Consider the following 19668-nt stretch of genomic DNA (forward strand, 5'->3'; position numbering starts at 1 on the left):
CAAGGGGTAATGGGAAATGAACGAAAATTTGCAGGGCGTGAACATGAGCCGGACGATGCGGCGGATGAATCGGCAGAAGATGCATCCTAGACGTTATATTACCGGCTTTGATGGCATCCGGACTTTGGCGGTTCTGGGCGTCATCATCTATCACTTAATGCCAGCGTCACTACAAGGCGGATACTTAGGAGTACCAATTTTCTTCGTCGTTTCTGGCTATTTAATTACGGATATTTTGCTGCAAGAATGGGAAAGCCATAGCGCCATCCATTTGTGGAATTTTTACGCACGACGTTTGCGGCGACTTTATCCGGCGTTAGTCGCGATGCTGCTGGCAACAACGGCGTATATTACGTTGTTCCAGCGGACGCTTCTGACAAATATTCGGGCGACAGTTATGACGAACTTGCTGTACGTGTACAACTGGTTCGAGATTGGTCACGGTCAAAGTTATTTTGACCGTTTTAATGGGGAGTCACCTTTTACACATTTATGGTCGCTGTCGATTGAAGGTCAATATTACTTATTCTGGCCGTTGGTTATCATCTTTTTGTTGTTAGTCTTTAAGAAACGAACCCACATTTTCGTTATCATGATGGTAGCGGCATTGCTGTCAGCTTTGGCGATGGCGTTATTGTATGATCCAGCTAATACTAACCGGGTCTATTATGGGACGGATACGCGGATGTTCGCGATCTTGATTGGTTCGGGGCTCGCCTTTATCTGGCCATCACGTGAATTGCCACAAGATGTTAACGTTGGTAATCAGTGGGCACTAGATATTTTGGGTGGCGGTTCTTTAATCGCGTTGATCGTGATGTTCTTCCAGATGTCTGGTCAATCGGCCTTTACTTATCGTGGTGGGATGTTAATCTTCACAATCCTATCTGGGGTATTGGTTGCCACCGTGGCCCATCCAGCTAGTCATATGAATCGCGTGTTAACGAATCCGGTCTTTACTTATATTGGGCAACGAAGCTATGGGATTTATTTGTACCAATTTCCAGTGATGATTTTTTATGAAACTAAAGTGCATAACATCGGCGATCATCCGTTGGTTAACAGTTTAATCGAAGTCGCGTTAATTATGTTAGTGACGGAACTCAGCTATCGCTTTATCGAAAATCCGCTGCGTCACTATGATTACGGTCAGTTGTTGACGGATATTCGTCACTTTGTTCGGACACCTCACTTCAATCGGGTCACGGGAACCATGGCTAGTTTAGCCACTGTTCTCTTTGTAATCACGGCAGTCGGGTTTGTGCAACAGCCTAGCAAGGCGTCGAGCAAGCAAAAGTCTGCGATTCAGGATACGATTACGAAGAATACCAAGACGGTTAAAAAGCAAAATACCGCAGCTTTGAAACGACAAAAAGCGGCCGAAAAAGCCGCTGCCGAGTCTAAGCAAGTTGCGACGGATAAGTTGAAGACTAAGCAAGCTTATGATCGGTTGTCAGAGGCGCAAAAGAAAGTTGCTAATGATTACAAATTGACTCCACAAGTGGCTTTAGCCATGAATAGCACACCGTTAACTGCGGTCGGAGACTCCGTTTTGTTAGATGTTTCTAGCGATTTACAACAAGTGATTCCTGGGACTACCGTTCAAGGTAAAGTTGGTCGGCAAGTTTCTGAAGTGCCGGGAATTATTAGTTCGTTAAAATCCCAAGGACAATTAGCACATAATGTGTTAGTTAATATTGGGACTAACGGTACGATTACCGGGGCACAAGCGGACCAAGTGGTTAATGCGATTGGGAGCGACCACCAGATTTTTTGGGTCACGGCGCATGTCCCAACACAGAGTTGGCAAAATCAGGTCAACCGTCAGATTAATGCGACATCAAAGAAGTATTCAAATGTTCATGTTGTCGATTGGTATACGGAAGCGTTGAACCAGAGCTCGTGGTTTGCAAGTGATAATGTTCACCCGAACCCAACCGGTAACAAGAAGTTAACGGCGCTAATTGCTAATCAAATTGCGAAAGTTAATAACAACTAAAGCTCAGTGAAAAAGCAGGTTTCAAAATATCTGTTGTTGGTAATCAAGACGAATCTTGATTATTGACAACGGATTTTTTGTATTTAACTATTAATAGGATAACTTTAAATGAGAACAGAAAGAGTGCGATAAAAGGTGGTTTGCTACCGAGCATAATCTATAAAATCGAATGATTATCATTTTCAAGCGCTTGATTTTTATGGCTAAGGTGCATCAAAACCATTTGTCACACGTTTTGACTATAAATATCAAATATGCTTGGTTTTATCCCAGACTTATCCATGACAGATAAACGGCATATGTTTTGATGATTGCTACAAGAATTTCCGAAATGTTATTCGCATAAGAAGCGAAATGACTTGCTTTTTTTACACCTAGTGCTATTATTTTAACAAAATATAGTTTCAGGTGATAAAATGAAAAATGATACACTGTTAACTAAATTATTTAAATTAAATGTTATCTTTACAACTAAAGAAGCAGAAGCGGTAGGTATTTCTAAATATCATCTTAAAAGATTCGAACAGGACGGAGAAATTGGGCGTTTTGGTACAGGGCGTTCAGGTGTACAGTTATGGAACAATGAAAATTATTCCATAGATCCTTTTTTTGGAATTCAATTACGTTATCCTAAAGCTGTTATTTCAGGACGAACAGCACTAAGTTGGTGGCATCTTATTGATCGGCAATTTAATTATTTAGATTTAACAGTGCCAAAAGGGTATCGGCTACCTAATCAATTTGGAGGATATATCGTTTCAATACATCATGTTGCGCTCGAATATTATAAAGTAGGATTGACAACCGTGAGAAATGAAGAAGACAGTGGTGATCTTGTTATATACGAACCGGAACGTGCGTTAATAGATGCATTTCGATTCAAGACAATTGCTGAATATGATAGAAATCAAGCTGTACGAAACTATTTTCAAAGTGATTTTTGTGATCCACAAAAACTATTTCGTTATATTGAAAAATTTCCGGGACTGGCAGATTTGAAAAAAATCACGGAGGTATTGAGCAATTAAAACAACTGATATTATCAGACAGATTAGGAATGCGGCTCGGACTAATCACACCGATTTACGTGAAATTCAAACAAGATTTGCAGCAGAACGGTTTTTAGCTCGTATTACTCAGTCAAGGTACAAAGATGAGATGGTGCTTAAAGGCGGCTATTTAATTGGCGCAATAATTGGATTGAACAATCGAAGTACTCATGATTTAGATTATTCTTATCAGCAAAATGTATCAGTTGAAGATTTGAGAAAAATAGTTATTGAAATAGCGGAAATCAATTTACAAGATGGAACTAGTTTCAATAATATTAATGTTATTGAGAATAAAACTGCTAAAAATCGGTATAATCCTGGTTACCGAGTATCAATGGATTTGGAGATGAATAATCCAGATCCGTCAAAGCCTGACCGACCAGTGAGCTATCATTTAGGTATTGATTTGGCTACAAATGATGATATTATCCCAAGTGTACAACGTTTTAAGCATAAGTCCGAGATAGATGGCAGTGAAATCAATGTCTATGCTTATCCAGTAGAACAAATTCTTGCTGAGAAAATGTCAGCGTGTTTTTCTCATGGAGATCAAGATACTAGAATTCGTGATTATTATGATATATTTGCTTTACAACGCTTTGAAGGCTCGAACATTAACTATAAAAATTTGCATGAATCAATTACAAGTTCATAATCAGGTTGATGCTTTGAAAAATCCAATTGCAGCTTTTAATGATCTACGGCATAGCACTAAATTGAAGGGATTATGGGAAAATCGACATAATCAAATTATTTCAGATGAGCAACTAAGCTTCGATCAAACGATTGATGCAGCAAATGGCTTATTACGTGATGCTGGTTTTAAGGAAAATGATCCACAATCATTGAATAAACCGTGGTTGAGTGAAAAATAGTGCTGGAAAACTATTTTAGTGATTCAAGTTCAGACAACCTTGATTTCATTGAATAATTACTACGAATAAATTAATGAGTTGTTATCATAAAATGCAGAAAATTTATTGGTTAAAACAACTATTCAGACTGTTTTGATGATGAATATTGGTGGTGGAAAAGTTTATCTTTGTTGTACTACTTGATATTATAAAAGAGCAATGACTAGATTTTGTTAATCGATTTAGTTCTACGAGATGTAAAGCCCAATATTGGGTTAGCTGACTATGTGAATCTCATATAGTAAAGAATAAAACCACCGACTACGGAAATTGTGGCTGGTGGTTTTTGTGGATAAGGTTTTGATGCAGTTTGACGGGTAAGGACTTGATGTGCCTTTTTAATGTTTTAGTCGCTTGCTAAGTTCTATATTGACATAAAGGGTAATCAAAAAAAACGGCAAAAATCACGCATGGATTTTTGCCGCTTTAGCTTATTTAGCTTTCAATGTTTTTAAAGGAATTTGTAGCTTAATGTCATTTAAATTCAGAGAATATTGTAAGTCTTGATTACCACGAACCGTCATCTTCATATCGGTCGCATAAATGACTAAGCCAAGTTGATGACCCGCAAGTAAGCGATGGAAGATCGGTTGTAGCTCAACACTAAAGTCATTGAACTGGTTCGGTTGAATGGCTTCCGCATGCCAAGGCTCGTGTCGGTTTTGCAGATTCAAATGACCTTTTGTAATCATCTTGAATGAGGTGGCCGGTGCTAACTTGAAATCTTTCAAGTCATCCTCACGCCAATGATAGCCGAGATCGAGCGCCTTGGACGCAATCAATTGTGGACTGACTGTTAACCGTTGCGCGAGGCCAAAGTCAATCAACATGAAACTTAACATCCCGAAGTTTTGATTCACGGCCACGGAGCCACTCACTTGTGGTCGACCCACGAGCAATTGATCCGCCGGTGCTTGCCAAGATTTAAACAATAGCCGGTGATTGTACAACGGATTAGTTTTATCCTCACTGAGTAGATCGTTTTGCCAATCATTCAGATGCTGTTGATAGTGGGTGAATAACTTGTCCGACAATTTGTCCGTGAAATGGGCTGCACGTTGGTCAACGGGATGGTCAGCGGGCACGAGCTCCTTATATTGCACCTTAAAGTCGAGCGACTTGTCGGCATCTTCCCACCAATTATCATGTGCAGTCCAAGTCTCAGCGGCGGTATTATCCTGTACGAGCACATTAGGTAAGAGGGCTTCCGCATGGTTATCCAAGTCATAGAGTTCATGACTGAGCCAAAGATTCATCATGTCAGTGAAATCGAGTGACTGTAAGTTATTAATATAAATATGTTGACCTTGGTGTAAGATGAGTTTTTTGGTCACTGGAACACTTTGTAATTTATCCCAAAGGTTAGCGACATTGCGGGGCTTAACGTTCCAGTCATTAAGTCCGTGAACCATGACAATATCTGCTTTTATTTTATCAACATTTTTGAGATAGTTGCGTTCGTCCCAAAAACGATTATAACTCCCAGTTTCACGATCTTGATCCGCGGTCAATTCGGCGAGCTTTTGGTTAAACTTGCCTTGAATATGATGTGCATCGCCAGCTTTAAGGCTCCGTGAAAAGACTTCTGCTGCTAAGACATCGGTATCCTCACCTTGGAACGTATCAGGAGCAACCACGAGACCGTTGTCGCGGTAGTAGTCGTACCAACTCGAAATGGCAGCTTCTGAAATGATCGTCTTTAAGCCTTCGACCCCGGTTGTCGCAGCGGCAGTCGCCAAAGTACCCAGATAAGAGCGCCCGGTCATTGCGACTGAGCCATTGGTCCACCAAGCTTTGATGGCAACATCACCATCGCGGGTCGTGAAGGCATTCCGTTTGCCAGTCAGCCATTCAATGATAGCAATGGTCGAGGTGGTCTCGTCTTCATCGCCAGTTGGCGCCAAGCCATCGGAATCGACTGAGCCAATGCCAGCGGCGTAAACGACAGCGAAACCGCGTGCTAGAAAGTAATCGTTTAGCGTGTAAGAACGTTCACGGCCAAAGCTTTCTTCTGCTTCAGAGGTGGTTTCATCAACGGCACGTGCGGCAGGCAATTGGGGTGCTGTTGCTTTAAACTCAACGTCTGCGTAAGTGTTGTTGTCTGGCGTCTTGGCGGTCAATGGCACGTCAACATTGTGCATTTGCGCCTTGCCAGCCTGGTCATCAATCCCTTGATTATAAGGACTTGCCGTATAAAGGACCGGGACTTTCAAACCGGTATTGGTCTCAGCGGGCCGCAAAATCTCAACCTTTAATAAATCACGTTGACCATCGTCGTCAGTATCCAAGGGGGCTTCCACGTAAACGACTTCACGGATGAGTTTGTCAGTATCGAAGACGGCTTGTGCTTTCCCGTTGAAGAATAGTGGTTTTTGATCCTGATCTGCTTGATAAAATGGCGCAAAAAAGCCGCGGGTCGTCAATAATTCAATCAAGGTTTGACCTTGAACGCCACGCGTGTTTAGCAGTAAGTACCAGGCGTAGTAGAGTGATTCACGATCGAAGGCGGATTCGCCGACCATGGGCAAATGAATGTCGCGCATCGCTAACAGCGGATCAGCGAGGTCGAAGTCTTGACCAGGCAAGAAGCCGAGTAACTGTAGACCGACGTTGTAGAAAACTTGATTGTTTACAACCGTTGCCGTGTCTAGCCATTCAGTCAAAGTGTGCTGACTCGTTGCCATTAAGTTGCTAAATTTGTGTTTTAGTCCAGCCGCGGAATGAACTTCCGGAAAGCTTTTGGCTAAAAGGGCCCGGTAAACAGCTGGCACCGTAGTTAAAGCAGCCATGTCAGTGGTAATGAAATGAATTTTTGTGAGTTCAGCAATCGCCGCTTCGGAATCAGTGGGCACGATTGCAAATTGATTATTTTTCATAGGTTTGTCCTTTATGATAAAAGTTATATTTTAAGTAACATTATACCGCTATTTGGCTTTAGACCAAATTAGAAACTGACAGGGTTCCTAGCTTGTGCTACATTGAAGTTAATTTAAATTTGGAGGTGACAGTACATGGCTCAATTTCCAATTTTGTATACGACTAAGGCGGTTAACGAAGACGGGATTCATGGCGAAGCTTATATCGAAGATGGGATGCGGGTGCCAGTGGCGAGTCCGACCAAAACTGATCCGGGGTCGAATCCAGAACAGTTGCTTGGTTTAGCGTTGAGTACTTGTTTGAATGCCACGCTGGAGGCCATTGAAAAGGAACATGACGTGCCGCACCAAAGTAAGGTCGTCACGACAGTTAAGATGTCACGGGACCGGTTTGGGTATCAATTCTTTTTGGATGCGCAAGTCACGATTCCAGAAGTTGACTCGGCAACTGGTGCGCACTGGTTAGCGCTTGCGGAGACTCGCTGTCCGGTGGCTAAATTACTTGGCGACAACGTGAACGTTAAAATCCATTTGTAGGCAAAAATAAACTGATTGGTGGTCCAACTAAGGACGATCAATCAGTTTATTTTGAAAGCGACTGGTGATGCTTTTTAGCAGTCGTGATGAAATGGACAATGTGAATGTGCCGTTTTGACGACGTCTTCAACCTTATCGACCTTATCCAAGGCTTGGCGCTTAGTCTTTTCACGTTCAATTCTGAGTTGGAGATACTTCTGATGAGTCTTGTAGAACCCATGAATCGCAATGGCTAACGGTACGGTGTGTAATAACGTTAATGCCGGAATCAGCCAAGGATAATCGTGCGCCATGTTATAAACACGTTCGTGATGTACTTTCCAAGCCTCGTGCATTTCTTTTGGTGGTAACATATAGGTCACACTCCTTAAAATAGTTGCCCTTAGTATAACGGTTATTGTAATCGCTGTCACTAATGGTGCCAAAAAACGTTCAGGCAACTGGCCTGAACGTTTTAGTCGTTTTAATCTAATTTCTGGTTCATTTTACTGTGACGAATACCATAGCTAAAGTAAATAATCAGTCCGAAGACGAACCAAATCAGTGAAGCAACCCAAGTTTCGAGGGAAAGTTGCGTCATCATGAAGAGACACAATAAGCCAGAAACAACCGGCAGAACTGGGTAGAATGGCACGCGGAAGCCTTTAATTTTATTCAAAGTTGGGTTCCGACGTAATAACAGGATCCCGAATGAAACGAAGGTAAAGGCGATTAAGGTTCCGATGTTAACCAAGTTGGCTAATTGTCCCAGTGGAATAAAGCCACCGAGAATCGAAATCACAACCGTGACCGTTAACATAGCATGTTTTGGCGCATGGTGTTTGTCGATTTGACCAAGAAAACTTGGTAACAAGCCGTCACGCCCAATTGAGTACAAGAGTCGAGAACTACTGTAGATCATCGTGACCATCATGGTGAACATGCCCGCTAGTGCGCCAATCGAGACAATACCAGCGACGAAGTTTTGATGGACAAGCTGTAGCGCGAAAGTGACAGCGTCATCAACGTTTAACAACTTGTAAGAGACCATCCCAGTTAACACACCGGAGACCATAATATAGAAGACGGTACAAACAATTAAGGTTCCAATGATCCCAATCGGCATGTTGCGCTTAGCGTTTTTAACTTCCGCGGCGGAGGATGAAACGGCATCAAAGCCTAAATAAGCAAAGAAGACGACCGCGGCGCCTTGGAAGATGCCGTGAATCCCAAATGGGGCAAACGGCGTCCAGTTAGAAGGCTTAACGTAGAATGAACCAACCAATAAGAAAATCACAATAATAGCTAATTTAACGGCAACGATAATATTATTCAAACGAACGGAAGTCTTCAGGCCTTCGTCGATGATCCAAGCAATCAAACAGACGATTAAGATGGCTACCAAATTGACGTACGTGCCATGTGCTGGGTCAAAAGACCCCGTGATGGCTTTCGGTAATTTGAGACCGAAACCGGCAATAAACGAATTAAAGTAGGCGGCCCAGCCAACCGCGACGGCAGCCACGGCTAAGACATATTCCAACACTAAGGCCCAGCCGATGATCCAGCCAATCATTTCACCATAGACGATGTTGCCATATGAATAGGCGGAGCCAGCGATAGGTAAAACCGAGGCAAACTCGGCATAGCACATTGCGGCGACGGCACAAACGATGGCGGCAATTACGAAGGATAAGATAATCCCAGGACCCGCTTTCGTGGCAGCCACCGTGCCGGGTAAGATAAAGATCCCAGTCCCAATAACGGCCCCAATGCCAAGTGCAATTAAGTCAATGGCGGATAGGGTCCGCTCAAATTGACTATCTTTTTGTAAATAGCGCTCCAGATTTTCTTTCTGAAACAAGCGCTGACGAATCCCCATAAATGTTGTCCCCTTTTTGGTTATTATTAACAGCTCGTTGTCACAATTCGACAAGTTACTCTGCTCACATGATACCTTGACTGATTATTAAAAGTCAATTAGAATCAGATGCTAATTTCAAAAGTAACCAGTAGAACTGGTTTGTTAGGGCACTTAACTGAATTCTGCCCCGTTACAATGATGGCGGATTCTGATAAGATGATTAGTGAAAATGATTAACGAGGAGGCCATGGGATGTCATCAATTTTAGTGGCAGAAGATTTATCGGCGGTCGGCGGAATTTCACTCAGTGCCGCGTTACCAGTCCTGACGGCGATGGACTATCAAGTGGCGGCATTGCCAACGACCCTGCTGTCAACACACACCAGTGGCTATGGACAACCGGCTGTGGTCGATTTGGCGACTTGGTTACCCCAAGTCTTTAAACACTGGACAACGGCCCAGTTGGCTTTTCAACAAGGACTGATTGGCTACGTCGGTTCGGTCGAACGATGCCAGTTGTTACAAGATTATTTAGTGACGCAAAAATTAGCTTTGTTGGTGATTGATCCAGTCATGGGAGATCTGGGCAAGCTATACACTGGCTTTGATGACCGTTATGTGGCTGCCATGCGCCAGCTGGTCCAACTGGCCGATGTGATTTTGCCAAACGTCACCGAAGCTTGTTTGTTAGCGAGTGTACCATACACGGAAGCCCTAAATTTACCGCAGCTCCTAGCTGCTTGCCAAAAATTACTCAAACCGGGTGCTCATGTGGTGATTACGGATGTCACGCAAAATGATCAGATTGGTTGTGCTTGGCTGACGCCAGATGGGGTGCAATTTGTGGGTGAGCCACGCTTAGCCGGACACTATAACGGCACTGGTGACACGCTTGCAGCGGTCATCACAGGATTACTCGGACGAGGGTTCTCTTTGACACGTAGTCTGGAACTGGCTAATCAGTGGCTTCATATTGCGGTGGCTGAGACTTTGTCTGAGCATCGGTCAGATGGTCGACAAGGTGTGGCGTTAGGCGGTTTGTTGCGTGCTATTTTAACACTAGGTTAAGCCGGAAAATGTTATACTAGCTGGGAGTGTTTTTGAAATTGAATTTTGGAGGAATCGTTTTATGAGTATTGAAATTACGAGTGGGGCGGTCGTTTATCAACAAAAGGACGGCCATCCGGCTTATCTCTTATTACAAAGTGCCACTAGCAACTTTTGGGGCTTTCCAAAAGGCCACGTTGAAGGTGAAGAAACCTTAGCCGAAGCCGCTTTACGTGAAATTCATGAAGAAACGCAGTTGGCTGTCACCTTAGACACGAAGTTTAAAGGCTATACGGAATATGATTTGCCAAATGGTAATCGCAAGCAAATGACGTTATTTGTCAGCGAAGTGCCTACAGGTGTGGCTGTGACGCGGCAAAAAGTTGAAATCAGTGCCAATGGTTGGTTCGACTATGCGACGGCGCGTAAACGGCTGACCTACGATAATTTGAAAGAATTATTGGATCAAGCCAACGACTATATCGAAAAGAAATTAAACTAGTTTTTTAATAGCTTAGCAGTTATAAGTGGTTTGCCGCTCAGTGTTTGAACCGTACTAGCGCATTGTAGCAATCATGTTTAAAATAAGTGATTAATGGTCCGTCTCCGTGGACTAACTCGTTCGCTGTGAGGCAGACCTGCAGCCAAAGTGCGGTCTGCAGGACGCTTTCAAGCCGAAAATCACGTCTTAAAAGTCGGCCAGACACTAACCTGGGTAAACTCGCCCAGCTAAGTGTCTCGACACGGCAAACGAGCTAGTCCACTCCGACGTTGAATAGTAGTTGAATTAAAACCATATTGAATTAACTCAGCATCTAGTTAAAAAGCAATTGATGTTAGAAACACTAATTAGCGCAGGGCGGGCTGGAGGATGCTCAGTGGTGAAATTTTTCAAGAGTGTGAGGGCCAACGGGCTGTTCCTGAGCATTGCCTAACCATCGCAATTACTCGGCGATTTTCCGAGTGGTTGTGATGGTGTAGCAAGCGGAGGGAGCAGTTGGACCGAACACGTTTCGGCTGCTGGTGAACTTCCAGCTTAGAGAAAGCCCGGCTTGTGAGACCGACCTTTGGCTCACAAACGTGGCCACCACGTTCCAGCATCAGTCCAGGCCAACCGGAGTGGCAAGCTAAATCTATACACTATCTGATCAACATTGATGTGGTGGCTTTCGCCGTATTTAACGGAACGAGTTCATGAGCGATGTCGAATTTTCTTACTTGATCAAAAGAGAACTACTTTGTAAATGGTTCAAAAAAGTATGAAAAATGCCAATCGGTGCAATTGCCTTTTGAAAGTAACTTCTAGGTGCTTTCACCGTCAAATGCGACTATTTATCGTCAATTCACCCGAATCTGAGCACAAAAAAATTACTGGCACCGTCGCATAAACGGTTACCAGTAATTTTTAAACTATAAAACTACGATAGAACTTAAAACTGTACATCAATTTTTTAATTATAATGAACGATTTTTAGGCTTGAGTTTTCAAGTTAGCAACTGCATCTTCGATTGTAACGCCTTCAGCGCGCAATTCTGGATGAAGTTTGTCAGTTGCAACGAATAATTGTCGCTGGGTATCCAGAACGATACTGAACCAGCTGTTTGTCGGTTGAAATTTCATGTGACAAAACCCCCTTCTGAAAATTGTTTGGTTTTGCTACGAGATGCTTACATCATCTGTGAACCTTACAATTCACTTACTATACGCCGTTCCGCGGTATAATGCAAATGAAAAGCCTTACAGAAAATATATATTTAGGAGAAAATGACCCAATGACCCATAACAAAGTTTTTGTAATTACCGGTCCAACTGGTAGTGGTAAAACGACCGTCAGCCAGTATATGAAAGAACACTATAACATGCCACAGGTGATAACGCACACAACTCGCTCGCCACGTGCGGGTGAACAAGATGGGGTGGACTATTATTTTGAAACACCCGCCAGTTTTGCCACCAAACATTATTTGGAACACGTGACCTATAGTGGTAATCAATACGGGTCCTCTCGTGAAGGTTTGGCAGCAGGGTGGCAACGGTCACCGTTTATCAGCATCGTTTTAGATACCGCTGGTGCGGTGACTTATGCTAAAGAACTTGGCGATCAAGCCGTTATTATTTATTTGGAAGTGCCCAACCAGCAAGCCTTATTGGAACGTCTAACTAAACGTGGCGATCAGCAGGCACGGATTGAACGACGGGTCGCTAGCAAAGAATATTTACGTGATCAACAATTGCCAGTGGGCTTAGTTGGGCATGCGCAAGTTATTGTAAATGATGATTGGGCGCAAACGCAACAGGCGCTGGATCAGCTAATCGCCCAATACCAGACTGATCCACAATCGGCGAATTAATTCCCTTTCAAGGTCGGATATGCTAAACTAAATAGTAATGATTATGATTTAGTGAGAAGGAGGCCGGCCTAATGGAAGCGACCCTGGAACAAGCGGTATCGATTTTACGGCGCAATCAATTGAAGATTACCAAGCAACGCCATGCGCTGTTAGATTATTTAGTGACCTATCAGGATCACTATGTGGCGATTTCTGCGGTTGATGAACATATGAGGACCTTATTTGCCGGCATGAGCCATAATACGATTTATCGTAATATTAAAGAATTTGAAACGCTTGGTTTGTTGGAAGTGAAATCCGCTGACAATCAAACTTTAGTCAAATATCAATGTGATTTTGAGCATCAGCACCATCACCATTTTGTCTGTTCAAATTGTGGACGGGTGATTGAATTAAAGGCTTGTCCACTAGATGTCTATGAAGCTCAGTTACCTGGTTGTACGATCACGGGTCATCGCATGGAAATTTATGGTTTGTGTGCGGAATGTACGGCTAAAAAGGCGCATGAAAACTAGTCGACAAATCGTCGGCTTTTTTATTGTCCAAAAGGGTTCGTGGCCGTGGTAAACTGGTCTTAAAGACTTTATTAATTTCGACCACTTTTGATGCATTCTAAGGTCAAGCATGGTTTAATTAAGCCTTAGAGATTGTAGAACGGAAAGATTAGAAGGGAATGACCTCGATGGCTTATCGAACACCACCATTTATTTCACCATTTGCCATTGTTTCGATTGTGTTAGCGCTGGGCGCGACCAACGTGGTTGTCAATAAGACGACGCATACGGTGAATGGTGCGAAGGCTAGCAGCAGTAAAGTTGTGAAGTCTTCCAGCAGCACCACTAGTGATAAAAATTCAAGTGATAAAAATGCGAGTGACCACAGTTCTGATCATTCAAGCGAGTCGTCATCCGATAATTCAGATGACCAAAGTTCGCAAGACAGTAGCTCGACGACCGATAATACAGGCGAAAACAGTAGCTCTTCAACGTCGAATAGCGCGACGACTAGCAGCTCAACCACAGATTCTAGTTCTAGTGCTGAATCTAGTTCGACTGACACGGGTAATGATGCCTCATCATCGTCGTCAAGTGCGACGCAATCGAGTTCAGCGGCCACGACAACTGAGACGACGACTGATACTTCAGATGACGGGGGCGAATAGGACATGTTTAGTATTTTAGATATGATCAACCATGCCTTAGGTTACGTCAACGTTAACTTAAAAATTAAAAACCAGATTTATATTGGGATTGGGATTGCCGGTAACCTTTACTTAGGTTACGTTGCCATTCAATTGATGCGAAATGGGGCGTGGTTGCGCGGCCTGCTCTACATGCTGGTCTTCTTAGTGTTGATTTATTTCATCACGTTAAACGTGATCTATTATTTCACTGAAAAAAGAGCTAAGTATGATTTATCGCCAAAAATTGAAAAATTATTGGGTGGTAAACCTAAAGAAGCGATTGCGGCAGAAAAGCAAGCGCGTCAAGGCACGCAACAACAGCCATATATTCCGGCCAATGGTATTTTTGATGGGCAAGAGTTATTGCCAGCCGCGATTAGAACTTCGCGAGAGGAACAACGTAATGTTCATCAAATCGTTGACCAATTGCAAGCGGCCAACATTGTCCGACTAGATTATGGTGGGATGAGTGATCATGATATCATGACGCAAGTTAAGGCAACTGGCGAACCAGTTGCCGCGATTGGGCAAGGCATTCAGATTCCTTATTCGGAATTAAGAGTTGAAAATCATCGGATGACGGTGTACGCGGGCATTAATCAGATTGATCAATTGCCAGTTGGACACATTACCCGAGTGGGATTGACGGATGTCCACGATGCGCATGAAGATTATAAGCTCTACCTAGCTTCTACAGTGATTACTGGTGGTATGGAAAAAATCGCGGGTCGTTCAGCAACGATTGAACAACCTAACGATTATCACATCACAGCACAAGTGGCTTTTGAGGACCGTGAAAATTAGAACAACTTAATATCAAAAAGCGGTAGTTAATGATCAAGTAAAGCTTGATGACTAACTGCCGTTTTTTGTGCTGACATAATATTATTTTATTTAAACCCGAATTGCCAAATCAAGTGCAACAAACGATCGGTTAATGATACTCCTGAAGTGCCTGCCGAAATTTTGCCGGACTGATACCTTGTTCGCGTTTAAATGTTCTGATGAAGTTTTCGACATTGTTGTAACCGACTTCTTCACTGATAGTTTTAACTTTCTTTTCGGTCCCCTTTAATAATTCAACGGCAATTTGCATTCGTCGGTTTAATAGAAATTGGCTAAATGCTAGCCCAGTGGCATGTTTAATTCGTTGAGAAATATACTGTGTAGAATAATGAAATTTTTGTGCGAGTTTTGGTAGTGTGATCGTTTGATAGTCTTTTTGGATGGCAGTAATGATTTGAAAATCGACTAAATCCTGTTTCTTAGTTGGTTTAGGAATAGTAGCCGTTTTCATATAATGTCTTAATAGGTGGCTGAAAAGTAATAATAAGTATGAGTGAATAACTTGTGTATAGTATTGTGACTTATTCAAGATTTCTAAGTACATTTTGAGGATTAAATCTTGCGTCTCATGTTCACCAAGGGTTTTAAAAATGATATAAGTATTCAGTTTTTCCGAAAAGAAATCATTTCTGAAGAATGTTGAAAAAGTATTTTCACCAACGAGGTCGTTGAAAAAAATTGATTCAAATGTTTGACGCTCAATCAGAATATTTAACACAATGCTGTAATTGTTAACATCCAAAGAATGATAGACGCCGGGCTGAATAAGACAAATATCACCAGTATGCATTGTCATACTTTTTTGATTGATAAGTTGTGTGAACTCACCTTCATAGACGTAGAACATTTCATAGAAATCATGCTTATGTAGGATTGGTGTTGAGTAACGGGTGTGTTGCGTCATTTTTACTTTTAATGGATCATCTTCTGAAAAGAAAAAATTAGCAGGAAAAGTACTAGGTTTACTGGTGTCTGACTCATTAATAATCGGGACTAGCATTTCATTAACTTCTTCAGGATTTAATTGCTGGTTAAACTTATTTATTTGTTGTTGATTATTGCGGATATCTCGATGGGTCATTAAGTATCGTTCGATTTTAGTATAAGTGTGCATTTGAGCTAGTAACTCGTTTAAAGTCATGACGTAATTCTCCCTTTTACATATTTTGCAGATTGTTACCTATTTTATTTATCAATAAAGCTGGATTGTTTTTCTTTGTATACGTGAATAAGTCAATAGATGTTAGCTGATATATGCATTGTATGCTTTTTTGAAAGCGAATACAATTATTGTCATACGAGGAGGATATGACATGCAGACAAAAAAAGACTCGGGCTGGATCTGGACGCCGGATTGGACAGTCAAGGATCAACAAGTGCCTAAACTAGTCTTATTTCGACGATCGATGATGATTACGAGTTCTGTAAATGCGGCCAAAGTAAAGGTGACGGCAGATTCACGATATAAATTCTACGTAAACGGCAGACTCGTTGAGGTTGGGCCTCTAAAAGGAAATCAAAAAAAGTGGTATTTTGATGAATTAGATATTAGCAATTATTTACATGTTGGTTTAAACGTGATTGGGGTTAAAGTATTGCGTTATCCACCAGTACATCGAGCCGGTAATTATGGTGTGGTACGAACAAAAATGCCCGGGTTGTATATTCAAGGTGAAATTGACACAGATGAAGGGACTTATCCGTTAGTCACCGATAGTGGCTGGAAGACCTTTAATGAGCACCGGTTTGAAATTGTTAGTGAAGCTAACGACTTTGCACCGCTACAAATCTATGAAAAAAGTAGTGGTAGTGAAGTATCACAAAAGTGGCTGATGGTGGATGCTGATTTAACGAGTTGGAAACCGGCAAAGCTGTATGAGCAAACAGATATTCCAACTATATTAAAAGTTGAAAATCTGCAACAACGAACCGTACCATTTATGCGACGACGATTGGCACGATTTGGCGGGATTAAGCAATTGGTTCAAACGGATAGTTCTTTAGAAATATGGAATTCATTCTTGTTAGATGACCAGCCGATAGCAATTGCGGCCAATCAGCGAACAATTGTTGAAATTACGGCGAATGCTGAACAAACAGGTTATTTACGGTTATCAGTTGCAGGTGGTGCTGGGACACGGATAAAGATTTTACAATCTGAAGCCTACGTTAAACCTGAAACACAAACAGTCAATGGCCTTACTATTCATGTCAAAGGGGATCGTGAGGATGAGAAAAATGGCTATCTAGATGGTTTCTATGATACGTATACCGTTGGTGGGACAGGAACCAGCGCTTCACCAGAAGTTTATGTGCCGTTTTGGTTACGCACGTTTAGATTTATTCGACTAGAGATTGAGACGGGTGATCAACCGTTGACATTAACACAATTTAATTATGAATCAACAGGTTATCCGTTGACGGTTAAAACTGAGGTCCAAACTTCAGATGCAAGTTTGCATCAAATCTGGCAGTTGAGTGAGCGAACCTTGCGTCGTTGTATGCATGAAACTTACGAAGATTGTCCTTATTATGAGCAACAACAATATTTGATGGATACACGAGCACAAATCTTATATACTTATGCGATTTCTGCAGATGATCGTTTAGCACGAAAAGCAATTGATGATTTCAAGTGTTCACAGAACCCAGATGGGACATTAAATGCTTCTTCACCGAATTTTGAAGAAAATATCATTCCAACCTTTTCAGTGTATTACATTTGGATGGTTTATGATCACATGATGTATTTTGATGATCATCAATTATTAAAAGATAACTTAGAGACTATCAAACGAATATTGACCTATTTTGAAGCCCATGTTACTGATGAAGGCTATTTAGATAATTTAGGTGGTTTAAATGGTATTTCGAGATATTGGTCATTTATTGATTGGGCCGCAGAATGGAATCAAACCAGTGGGGTGCCAACCGCCGTCAAATATGGGCCGGTTACAATTGAAAGCTTGTTATATTTGTATGGTTTACAAGCAGCCATTAAGATTATGATCCACTTAGGATTCGATAAGTTGGCTAATAAGTATCTTGATCAAGCAGAAAAATTACGTGCGGCGATTAAGCGGAATTGTATTGGGGAGAACGGCATGATTCAAGATGGTCCTGGATTGGCTATTTACAGTCAACACGCACGGGTCTTCGGTATTCTGACACATGTTCTGTCATATGAGCAAGGAAGACTTAGTTTGGTACGAACGATTGAGCATCGACAAGACTATGCGCAGTGTTCAGTTGCAATGTCATTCTATTTGTTTGCGGCTTTAAAGCAAGTTGGACTGTATTCTGAAAGTAATCAGTATTGGGATATTTGGCGGCGGATGCTGGCTAAACACTGCACAACAAGTGTGGAGGCAGAGGCTGGAGAACGAAGTGAATGTCACGCATGGGGGGCACTAGCCCTATATGAATTACCAACAACAATATTAGGTGTTTCTCCGGCAACTCCAGGATATCGGACGGTATCGATTAAGCCAACTCCCGGTTACTTAAAGTGGGCTAAGGGTTCAGTCAAGACACCGGTTGGGGTTGTAAATGTCGATTGGCGGATGAAAGATGGTCAAATGAATTTAAACTATGACGCCCCGGTGGAGGTTGAATTGGAGGAAGAATAAACATGAGTGTTGCTTCTAATCTTAATAAACCAAAGGATATTCGGTTAAAAGAAAAGGTTTCATATGGGTTAGGCAATCTTGCTGCCAATTTGTTACTAACAACTGCGAATACTTATATGGTTTATTACTATACCGATATTGTCGGTATTACAGCTGCTATAGTTGGCACTTTATTACTAGTTGCTAAAGTAATTGATGGAGTATTTGATCTGGGTGTTGGGGCATTTTTGGATGGTCAACCAAATAATAGAAACGAAAAAGCACATCCATGGATAAAGCGATTGGCAGTCCCATTTGGCATTGCGCTGATACTGATGTATAGCGTTCCTGATTTGAATGAAAATATTAAAGTTATTTATGCTTTTAGCACGTATATCTTTGCCATGTTTATTTTTTCGGCGATTTCAGTGCCATACAATACGATGATCTCACTAGCATCGACGAATCCGATTGAACGTAGTGAGCTAAGTAGTTATCGAAATATGCTAGGGAGTGTTGGTGGCTGGGCTTTAACAGTTGTCACATTACCATTAGTTGCATTCTTGGGGAATGGTCGTCAAGGTTGGTTTTTCTTGGCTGTCATTTATGGGATTGTTGCTAGTGCTGCCTACTTGATTTGTTACCGGAATACGAGAGAACGAGTGACAGCAGTTGCTAAAACAACTGAAAAGGGAAAGTTACGAGATAAAATTAAAACGGTTTCTAAGAATAAGTATTGGTGGATTGTTTTAGTCATTATGATTTTGACGTTTATTACTGCTGGATTGGGCGGTGTTAATGTTTATTTTGCTAAATATATTATGGGTAATGCTAATTATGTTGGTGCGTTAGGCACGGCTAACTATATTCCGATGATCATAGGTTCCATTGTATTAATCCCATTGGCTGCAAAGTTTAATAAAAAGACAATTGTCATGGGTGGACTGTTTCTAAATACCTTAGGCTGCTTGGTAATTCTGTTTGGCATTCATAATGTGACACTAATTATTGTAGGTAACGCTTTAAAAGGCGCTGGTTCAGCAGCAATCTTTGGCCTTATTTACGCAATGTTTGGTGACACAGTGGACTATGGTGAATGGAAGTTTGGTAAACGAGCAGAAGGATTAACCTTTAGTGCCGGAAGCTTTTCAGAAAAGATTGGTTCAGGTATTGGCGTGATCATTCTGGGGTTTGCACTAAATATTGGTGGTTATGTGGGTGGCAAAGCTGTTCAAATGGCCTCTGCACTACAAGCAATTAACTTCATATTTGTTTATTTACCGTTACTGATTGACATTATTTGCATCATTTTATTAATGTTTTATGGACTGGATAAAATTTATGATTCGATCCGTATCGATCTGGATGAATCCACTAATTAGCAAATAGTTTCAGTATTGAAATTTAAAAG

The 19668-nt window shown here is 41.8% G+C and carries 18 protein-coding genes; 13 read left to right on the forward strand and 5 right to left on the reverse strand.

All coding sequences use genetic code 11. From position 1 onward, the window contains the following. The first annotated feature begins 16 nt into the window (after positions 1 to 16). From RA086_RS03390 to RA086_RS03405, 4 genes are all read left to right on the forward strand, one after another. Positions 17 to 1999 carry an acyltransferase family protein gene (locus RA086_RS03390; protein ID WP_308702505.1) on the forward strand — a complete coding sequence of 661 codons (1983 nt, stop codon included), beginning with the start codon at positions 17 to 19 and terminating at the stop codon, positions 1997 to 1999. A gap of 416 nt (positions 2000 to 2415) precedes the next feature. Then, a complete protein-coding gene (locus RA086_RS03395) occupies positions 2416 to 3027 on the forward strand; it encodes a type IV toxin-antitoxin system AbiEi family antitoxin domain-containing protein (RefSeq protein ID WP_308702506.1) in 612 nt (203 codons plus the stop codon). Positions 3028 to 3091: 64 nt separating this feature from the next. Then, on the forward strand, positions 3092 to 3706 hold the full coding sequence (locus RA086_RS03400) for a nucleotidyl transferase AbiEii/AbiGii toxin family protein (RefSeq protein WP_308704405.1): 615 nt from the start codon (positions 3092 to 3094) through the stop codon (positions 3704 to 3706). Between the two features lie 13 nt (positions 3707 to 3719). Then, positions 3720 to 3926, forward strand: a complete 207-nt coding sequence (locus tag RA086_RS03405) for a hypothetical protein (protein WP_308702507.1) — start codon at positions 3720 to 3722, stop codon at positions 3924 to 3926. A gap of 470 nt (positions 3927 to 4396) precedes the next feature. On the opposite strand, the gene RA086_RS03410 is transcribed toward RA086_RS03405, so the two are convergent. Further along, positions 4397 to 6841 (reverse strand): Xaa-Pro dipeptidyl-peptidase, encoded by a 2445-nt coding sequence (locus RA086_RS03410; protein WP_308702508.1) that lies wholly within the window; start codon positions 6839 to 6841, stop codon positions 4397 to 4399. 135 nt (positions 6842 to 6976) lie between these two features. On the opposite strand from RA086_RS03410, the gene RA086_RS03415 reads away from it, so the two are divergent. Beyond that, positions 6977 to 7378: an OsmC family protein gene (locus RA086_RS03415; RefSeq protein ID WP_308702509.1), complete on the forward strand. Its 402-nt coding sequence runs from the start codon at positions 6977 to 6979 to the stop codon at positions 7376 to 7378. 74 nt (positions 7379 to 7452) lie between these two features. Here the strand turns inward: RA086_RS03415 and RA086_RS03420 are convergent, their stop codons facing one another. Both RA086_RS03420 and RA086_RS03425 read right to left on the reverse strand, forming a co-directional pair. Then, a complete protein-coding gene (locus RA086_RS03420) occupies positions 7453 to 7731 on the reverse strand; it encodes a transposase (protein ID WP_308702510.1) in 279 nt (92 codons plus the stop codon). Positions 7732 to 7841: 110 nt separating this feature from the next. Then, entirely contained in the window at positions 7842 to 9239 is a 1398-nt protein-coding gene (locus tag RA086_RS03425) for an amino acid permease (protein WP_308702511.1), read from the reverse strand. A 234-nt stretch (positions 9240 to 9473) separates the two neighbouring features. Between RA086_RS03425 and RA086_RS03430 the strand changes: the two genes are divergently transcribed. Then, positions 9474 to 10289, forward strand: coding sequence for a PfkB family carbohydrate kinase (locus RA086_RS03430; protein WP_308702512.1), 816 nt, complete (start codon positions 9474 to 9476; stop codon positions 10287 to 10289). A 61-nt stretch (positions 10290 to 10350) separates the two neighbouring features. Further along, positions 10351 to 10770, forward strand: coding sequence for a bis(5'-nucleosyl)-tetraphosphatase (locus tag RA086_RS03435; protein WP_308702513.1), 420 nt, complete (start codon positions 10351 to 10353; stop codon positions 10768 to 10770). Between the two features lie 969 nt (positions 10771 to 11739). Here RA086_RS03435 and RA086_RS03440 read toward each other — a convergent pair. Continuing rightward, positions 11740 to 11889: a hypothetical protein gene (locus tag RA086_RS03440; RefSeq protein ID WP_137616724.1), complete on the reverse strand. Its 150-nt coding sequence runs from the start codon at positions 11887 to 11889 to the stop codon at positions 11740 to 11742. A 152-nt stretch (positions 11890 to 12041) separates the two neighbouring features. Between RA086_RS03440 and RA086_RS03445 the strand changes: the two genes are divergently transcribed. The 4 genes from RA086_RS03445 (at position 12042) to RA086_RS03460 (ending at position 14607) form a co-directional block, all read left to right on the forward strand. Then, positions 12042 to 12620, forward strand: a complete 579-nt coding sequence (locus tag RA086_RS03445; protein WP_308702514.1) for a guanylate kinase — start codon at positions 12042 to 12044, stop codon at positions 12618 to 12620. 71 nt (positions 12621 to 12691) lie between these two features. Beyond that, positions 12692 to 13135 carry a Fur family transcriptional regulator gene (locus tag RA086_RS03450; protein WP_308702515.1) on the forward strand — a complete coding sequence of 148 codons (444 nt, stop codon included), beginning with the start codon at positions 12692 to 12694 and terminating at the stop codon, positions 13133 to 13135. 167 nt (positions 13136 to 13302) lie between these two features. Continuing rightward, positions 13303 to 13782 (forward strand): hypothetical protein, encoded by a 480-nt coding sequence (locus RA086_RS03455; protein WP_308702516.1) that lies wholly within the window; start codon positions 13303 to 13305, stop codon positions 13780 to 13782. A gap of 3 nt (positions 13783 to 13785) precedes the next feature. Continuing rightward, positions 13786 to 14607, forward strand: a complete 822-nt coding sequence (locus RA086_RS03460; RefSeq protein ID WP_308702517.1) for a DUF6681 family protein — start codon at positions 13786 to 13788, stop codon at positions 14605 to 14607. A gap of 130 nt (positions 14608 to 14737) precedes the next feature. Here RA086_RS03460 and RA086_RS03465 read toward each other — a convergent pair whose 3' ends face one another. After that, positions 14738 to 15790, reverse strand: a complete 1053-nt coding sequence (locus RA086_RS03465) for an AraC family transcriptional regulator (RefSeq protein ID WP_308702518.1) — start codon at positions 15788 to 15790, stop codon at positions 14738 to 14740. Between the two features lie 172 nt (positions 15791 to 15962). Here RA086_RS03465 and RA086_RS03470 point away from each other — a divergent pair, with 172 nt between their 5' ends. Both RA086_RS03470 and RA086_RS03475 read left to right on the forward strand, forming a co-directional pair. Continuing rightward, on the forward strand, positions 15963 to 18278 hold the full coding sequence (locus RA086_RS03470) for an alpha-L-rhamnosidase-related protein (RefSeq protein ID WP_308702519.1): 2316 nt from the start codon (positions 15963 to 15965) through the stop codon (positions 18276 to 18278). A gap of 2 nt (positions 18279 to 18280) precedes the next feature. Beyond that, the gene (locus tag RA086_RS03475; protein WP_308702520.1) at positions 18281 to 19639 is read left to right on the forward strand and encodes an MFS transporter; all 1359 of its coding nucleotides are present in this window, start codon (positions 18281 to 18283) and stop codon (positions 19637 to 19639) included. The last annotated feature ends 29 nt before the right edge of the window (positions 19640 to 19668 follow it).

Source organism: Lactiplantibacillus brownii, assembly GCF_031085375.1.
Classification (GTDB): domain Bacteria; phylum Bacillota; class Bacilli; order Lactobacillales; family Lactobacillaceae; genus Lactiplantibacillus; species Lactiplantibacillus brownii.

Excerpts from the sequence above, each read along its gene's own strand:
- RA086_RS03390 (WP_308702505.1), top strand. The coding sequence starts at position 17 with ATGAACGAAAATTTGCAGGGCGTGAACATGAGCCGGACGATGCGGCGG.
- RA086_RS03395 (WP_308702506.1), top strand. The coding sequence starts at position 2,416 with ATGAAAAATGATACACTGTTAACTAAATTATTTAAATTAAATGTTATC.
- RA086_RS03410 (WP_308702508.1), bottom strand. The coding sequence starts at position 6,841 with ATGAAAAATAATCAATTTGCAATCGTGCCCACTGATTCCGAAGCGGCG.
- RA086_RS03415 (WP_308702509.1), top strand. The coding sequence starts at position 6,977 with ATGGCTCAATTTCCAATTTTGTATACGACTAAGGCGGTTAACGAAGAC.
- RA086_RS03420 (WP_308702510.1), bottom strand. The coding sequence starts at position 7,731 with ATGTTACCACCAAAAGAAATGCACGAGGCTTGGAAAGTACATCACGAA.
- RA086_RS03425 (WP_308702511.1), bottom strand. The coding sequence starts at position 9,239 with ATGGGGATTCGTCAGCGCTTGTTTCAGAAAGAAAATCTGGAGCGCTAT.
- RA086_RS03430 (WP_308702512.1), top strand. The coding sequence starts at position 9,474 with ATGTCATCAATTTTAGTGGCAGAAGATTTATCGGCGGTCGGCGGAATT.
- RA086_RS03435 (WP_308702513.1), top strand. The coding sequence starts at position 10,351 with ATGAGTATTGAAATTACGAGTGGGGCGGTCGTTTATCAACAAAAGGAC.
- RA086_RS03440 (WP_137616724.1), bottom strand. The coding sequence starts at position 11,889 with ATGAAATTTCAACCGACAAACAGCTGGTTCAGTATCGTTCTGGATACC.
- RA086_RS03445 (WP_308702514.1), top strand. The coding sequence starts at position 12,042 with ATGACCCATAACAAAGTTTTTGTAATTACCGGTCCAACTGGTAGTGGT.
- RA086_RS03450 (WP_308702515.1), top strand. The coding sequence starts at position 12,692 with ATGGAAGCGACCCTGGAACAAGCGGTATCGATTTTACGGCGCAATCAA.
- RA086_RS03455 (WP_308702516.1), top strand. The coding sequence starts at position 13,303 with ATGGCTTATCGAACACCACCATTTATTTCACCATTTGCCATTGTTTCG.
- RA086_RS03460 (WP_308702517.1), top strand. The coding sequence starts at position 13,786 with ATGTTTAGTATTTTAGATATGATCAACCATGCCTTAGGTTACGTCAAC.
- RA086_RS03465 (WP_308702518.1), bottom strand. The coding sequence starts at position 15,790 with ATGACTTTAAACGAGTTACTAGCTCAAATGCACACTTATACTAAAATC.
- RA086_RS03470 (WP_308702519.1), top strand. The coding sequence starts at position 15,963 with ATGCAGACAAAAAAAGACTCGGGCTGGATCTGGACGCCGGATTGGACA.
- RA086_RS03475 (WP_308702520.1), top strand. The coding sequence starts at position 18,281 with ATGAGTGTTGCTTCTAATCTTAATAAACCAAAGGATATTCGGTTAAAA.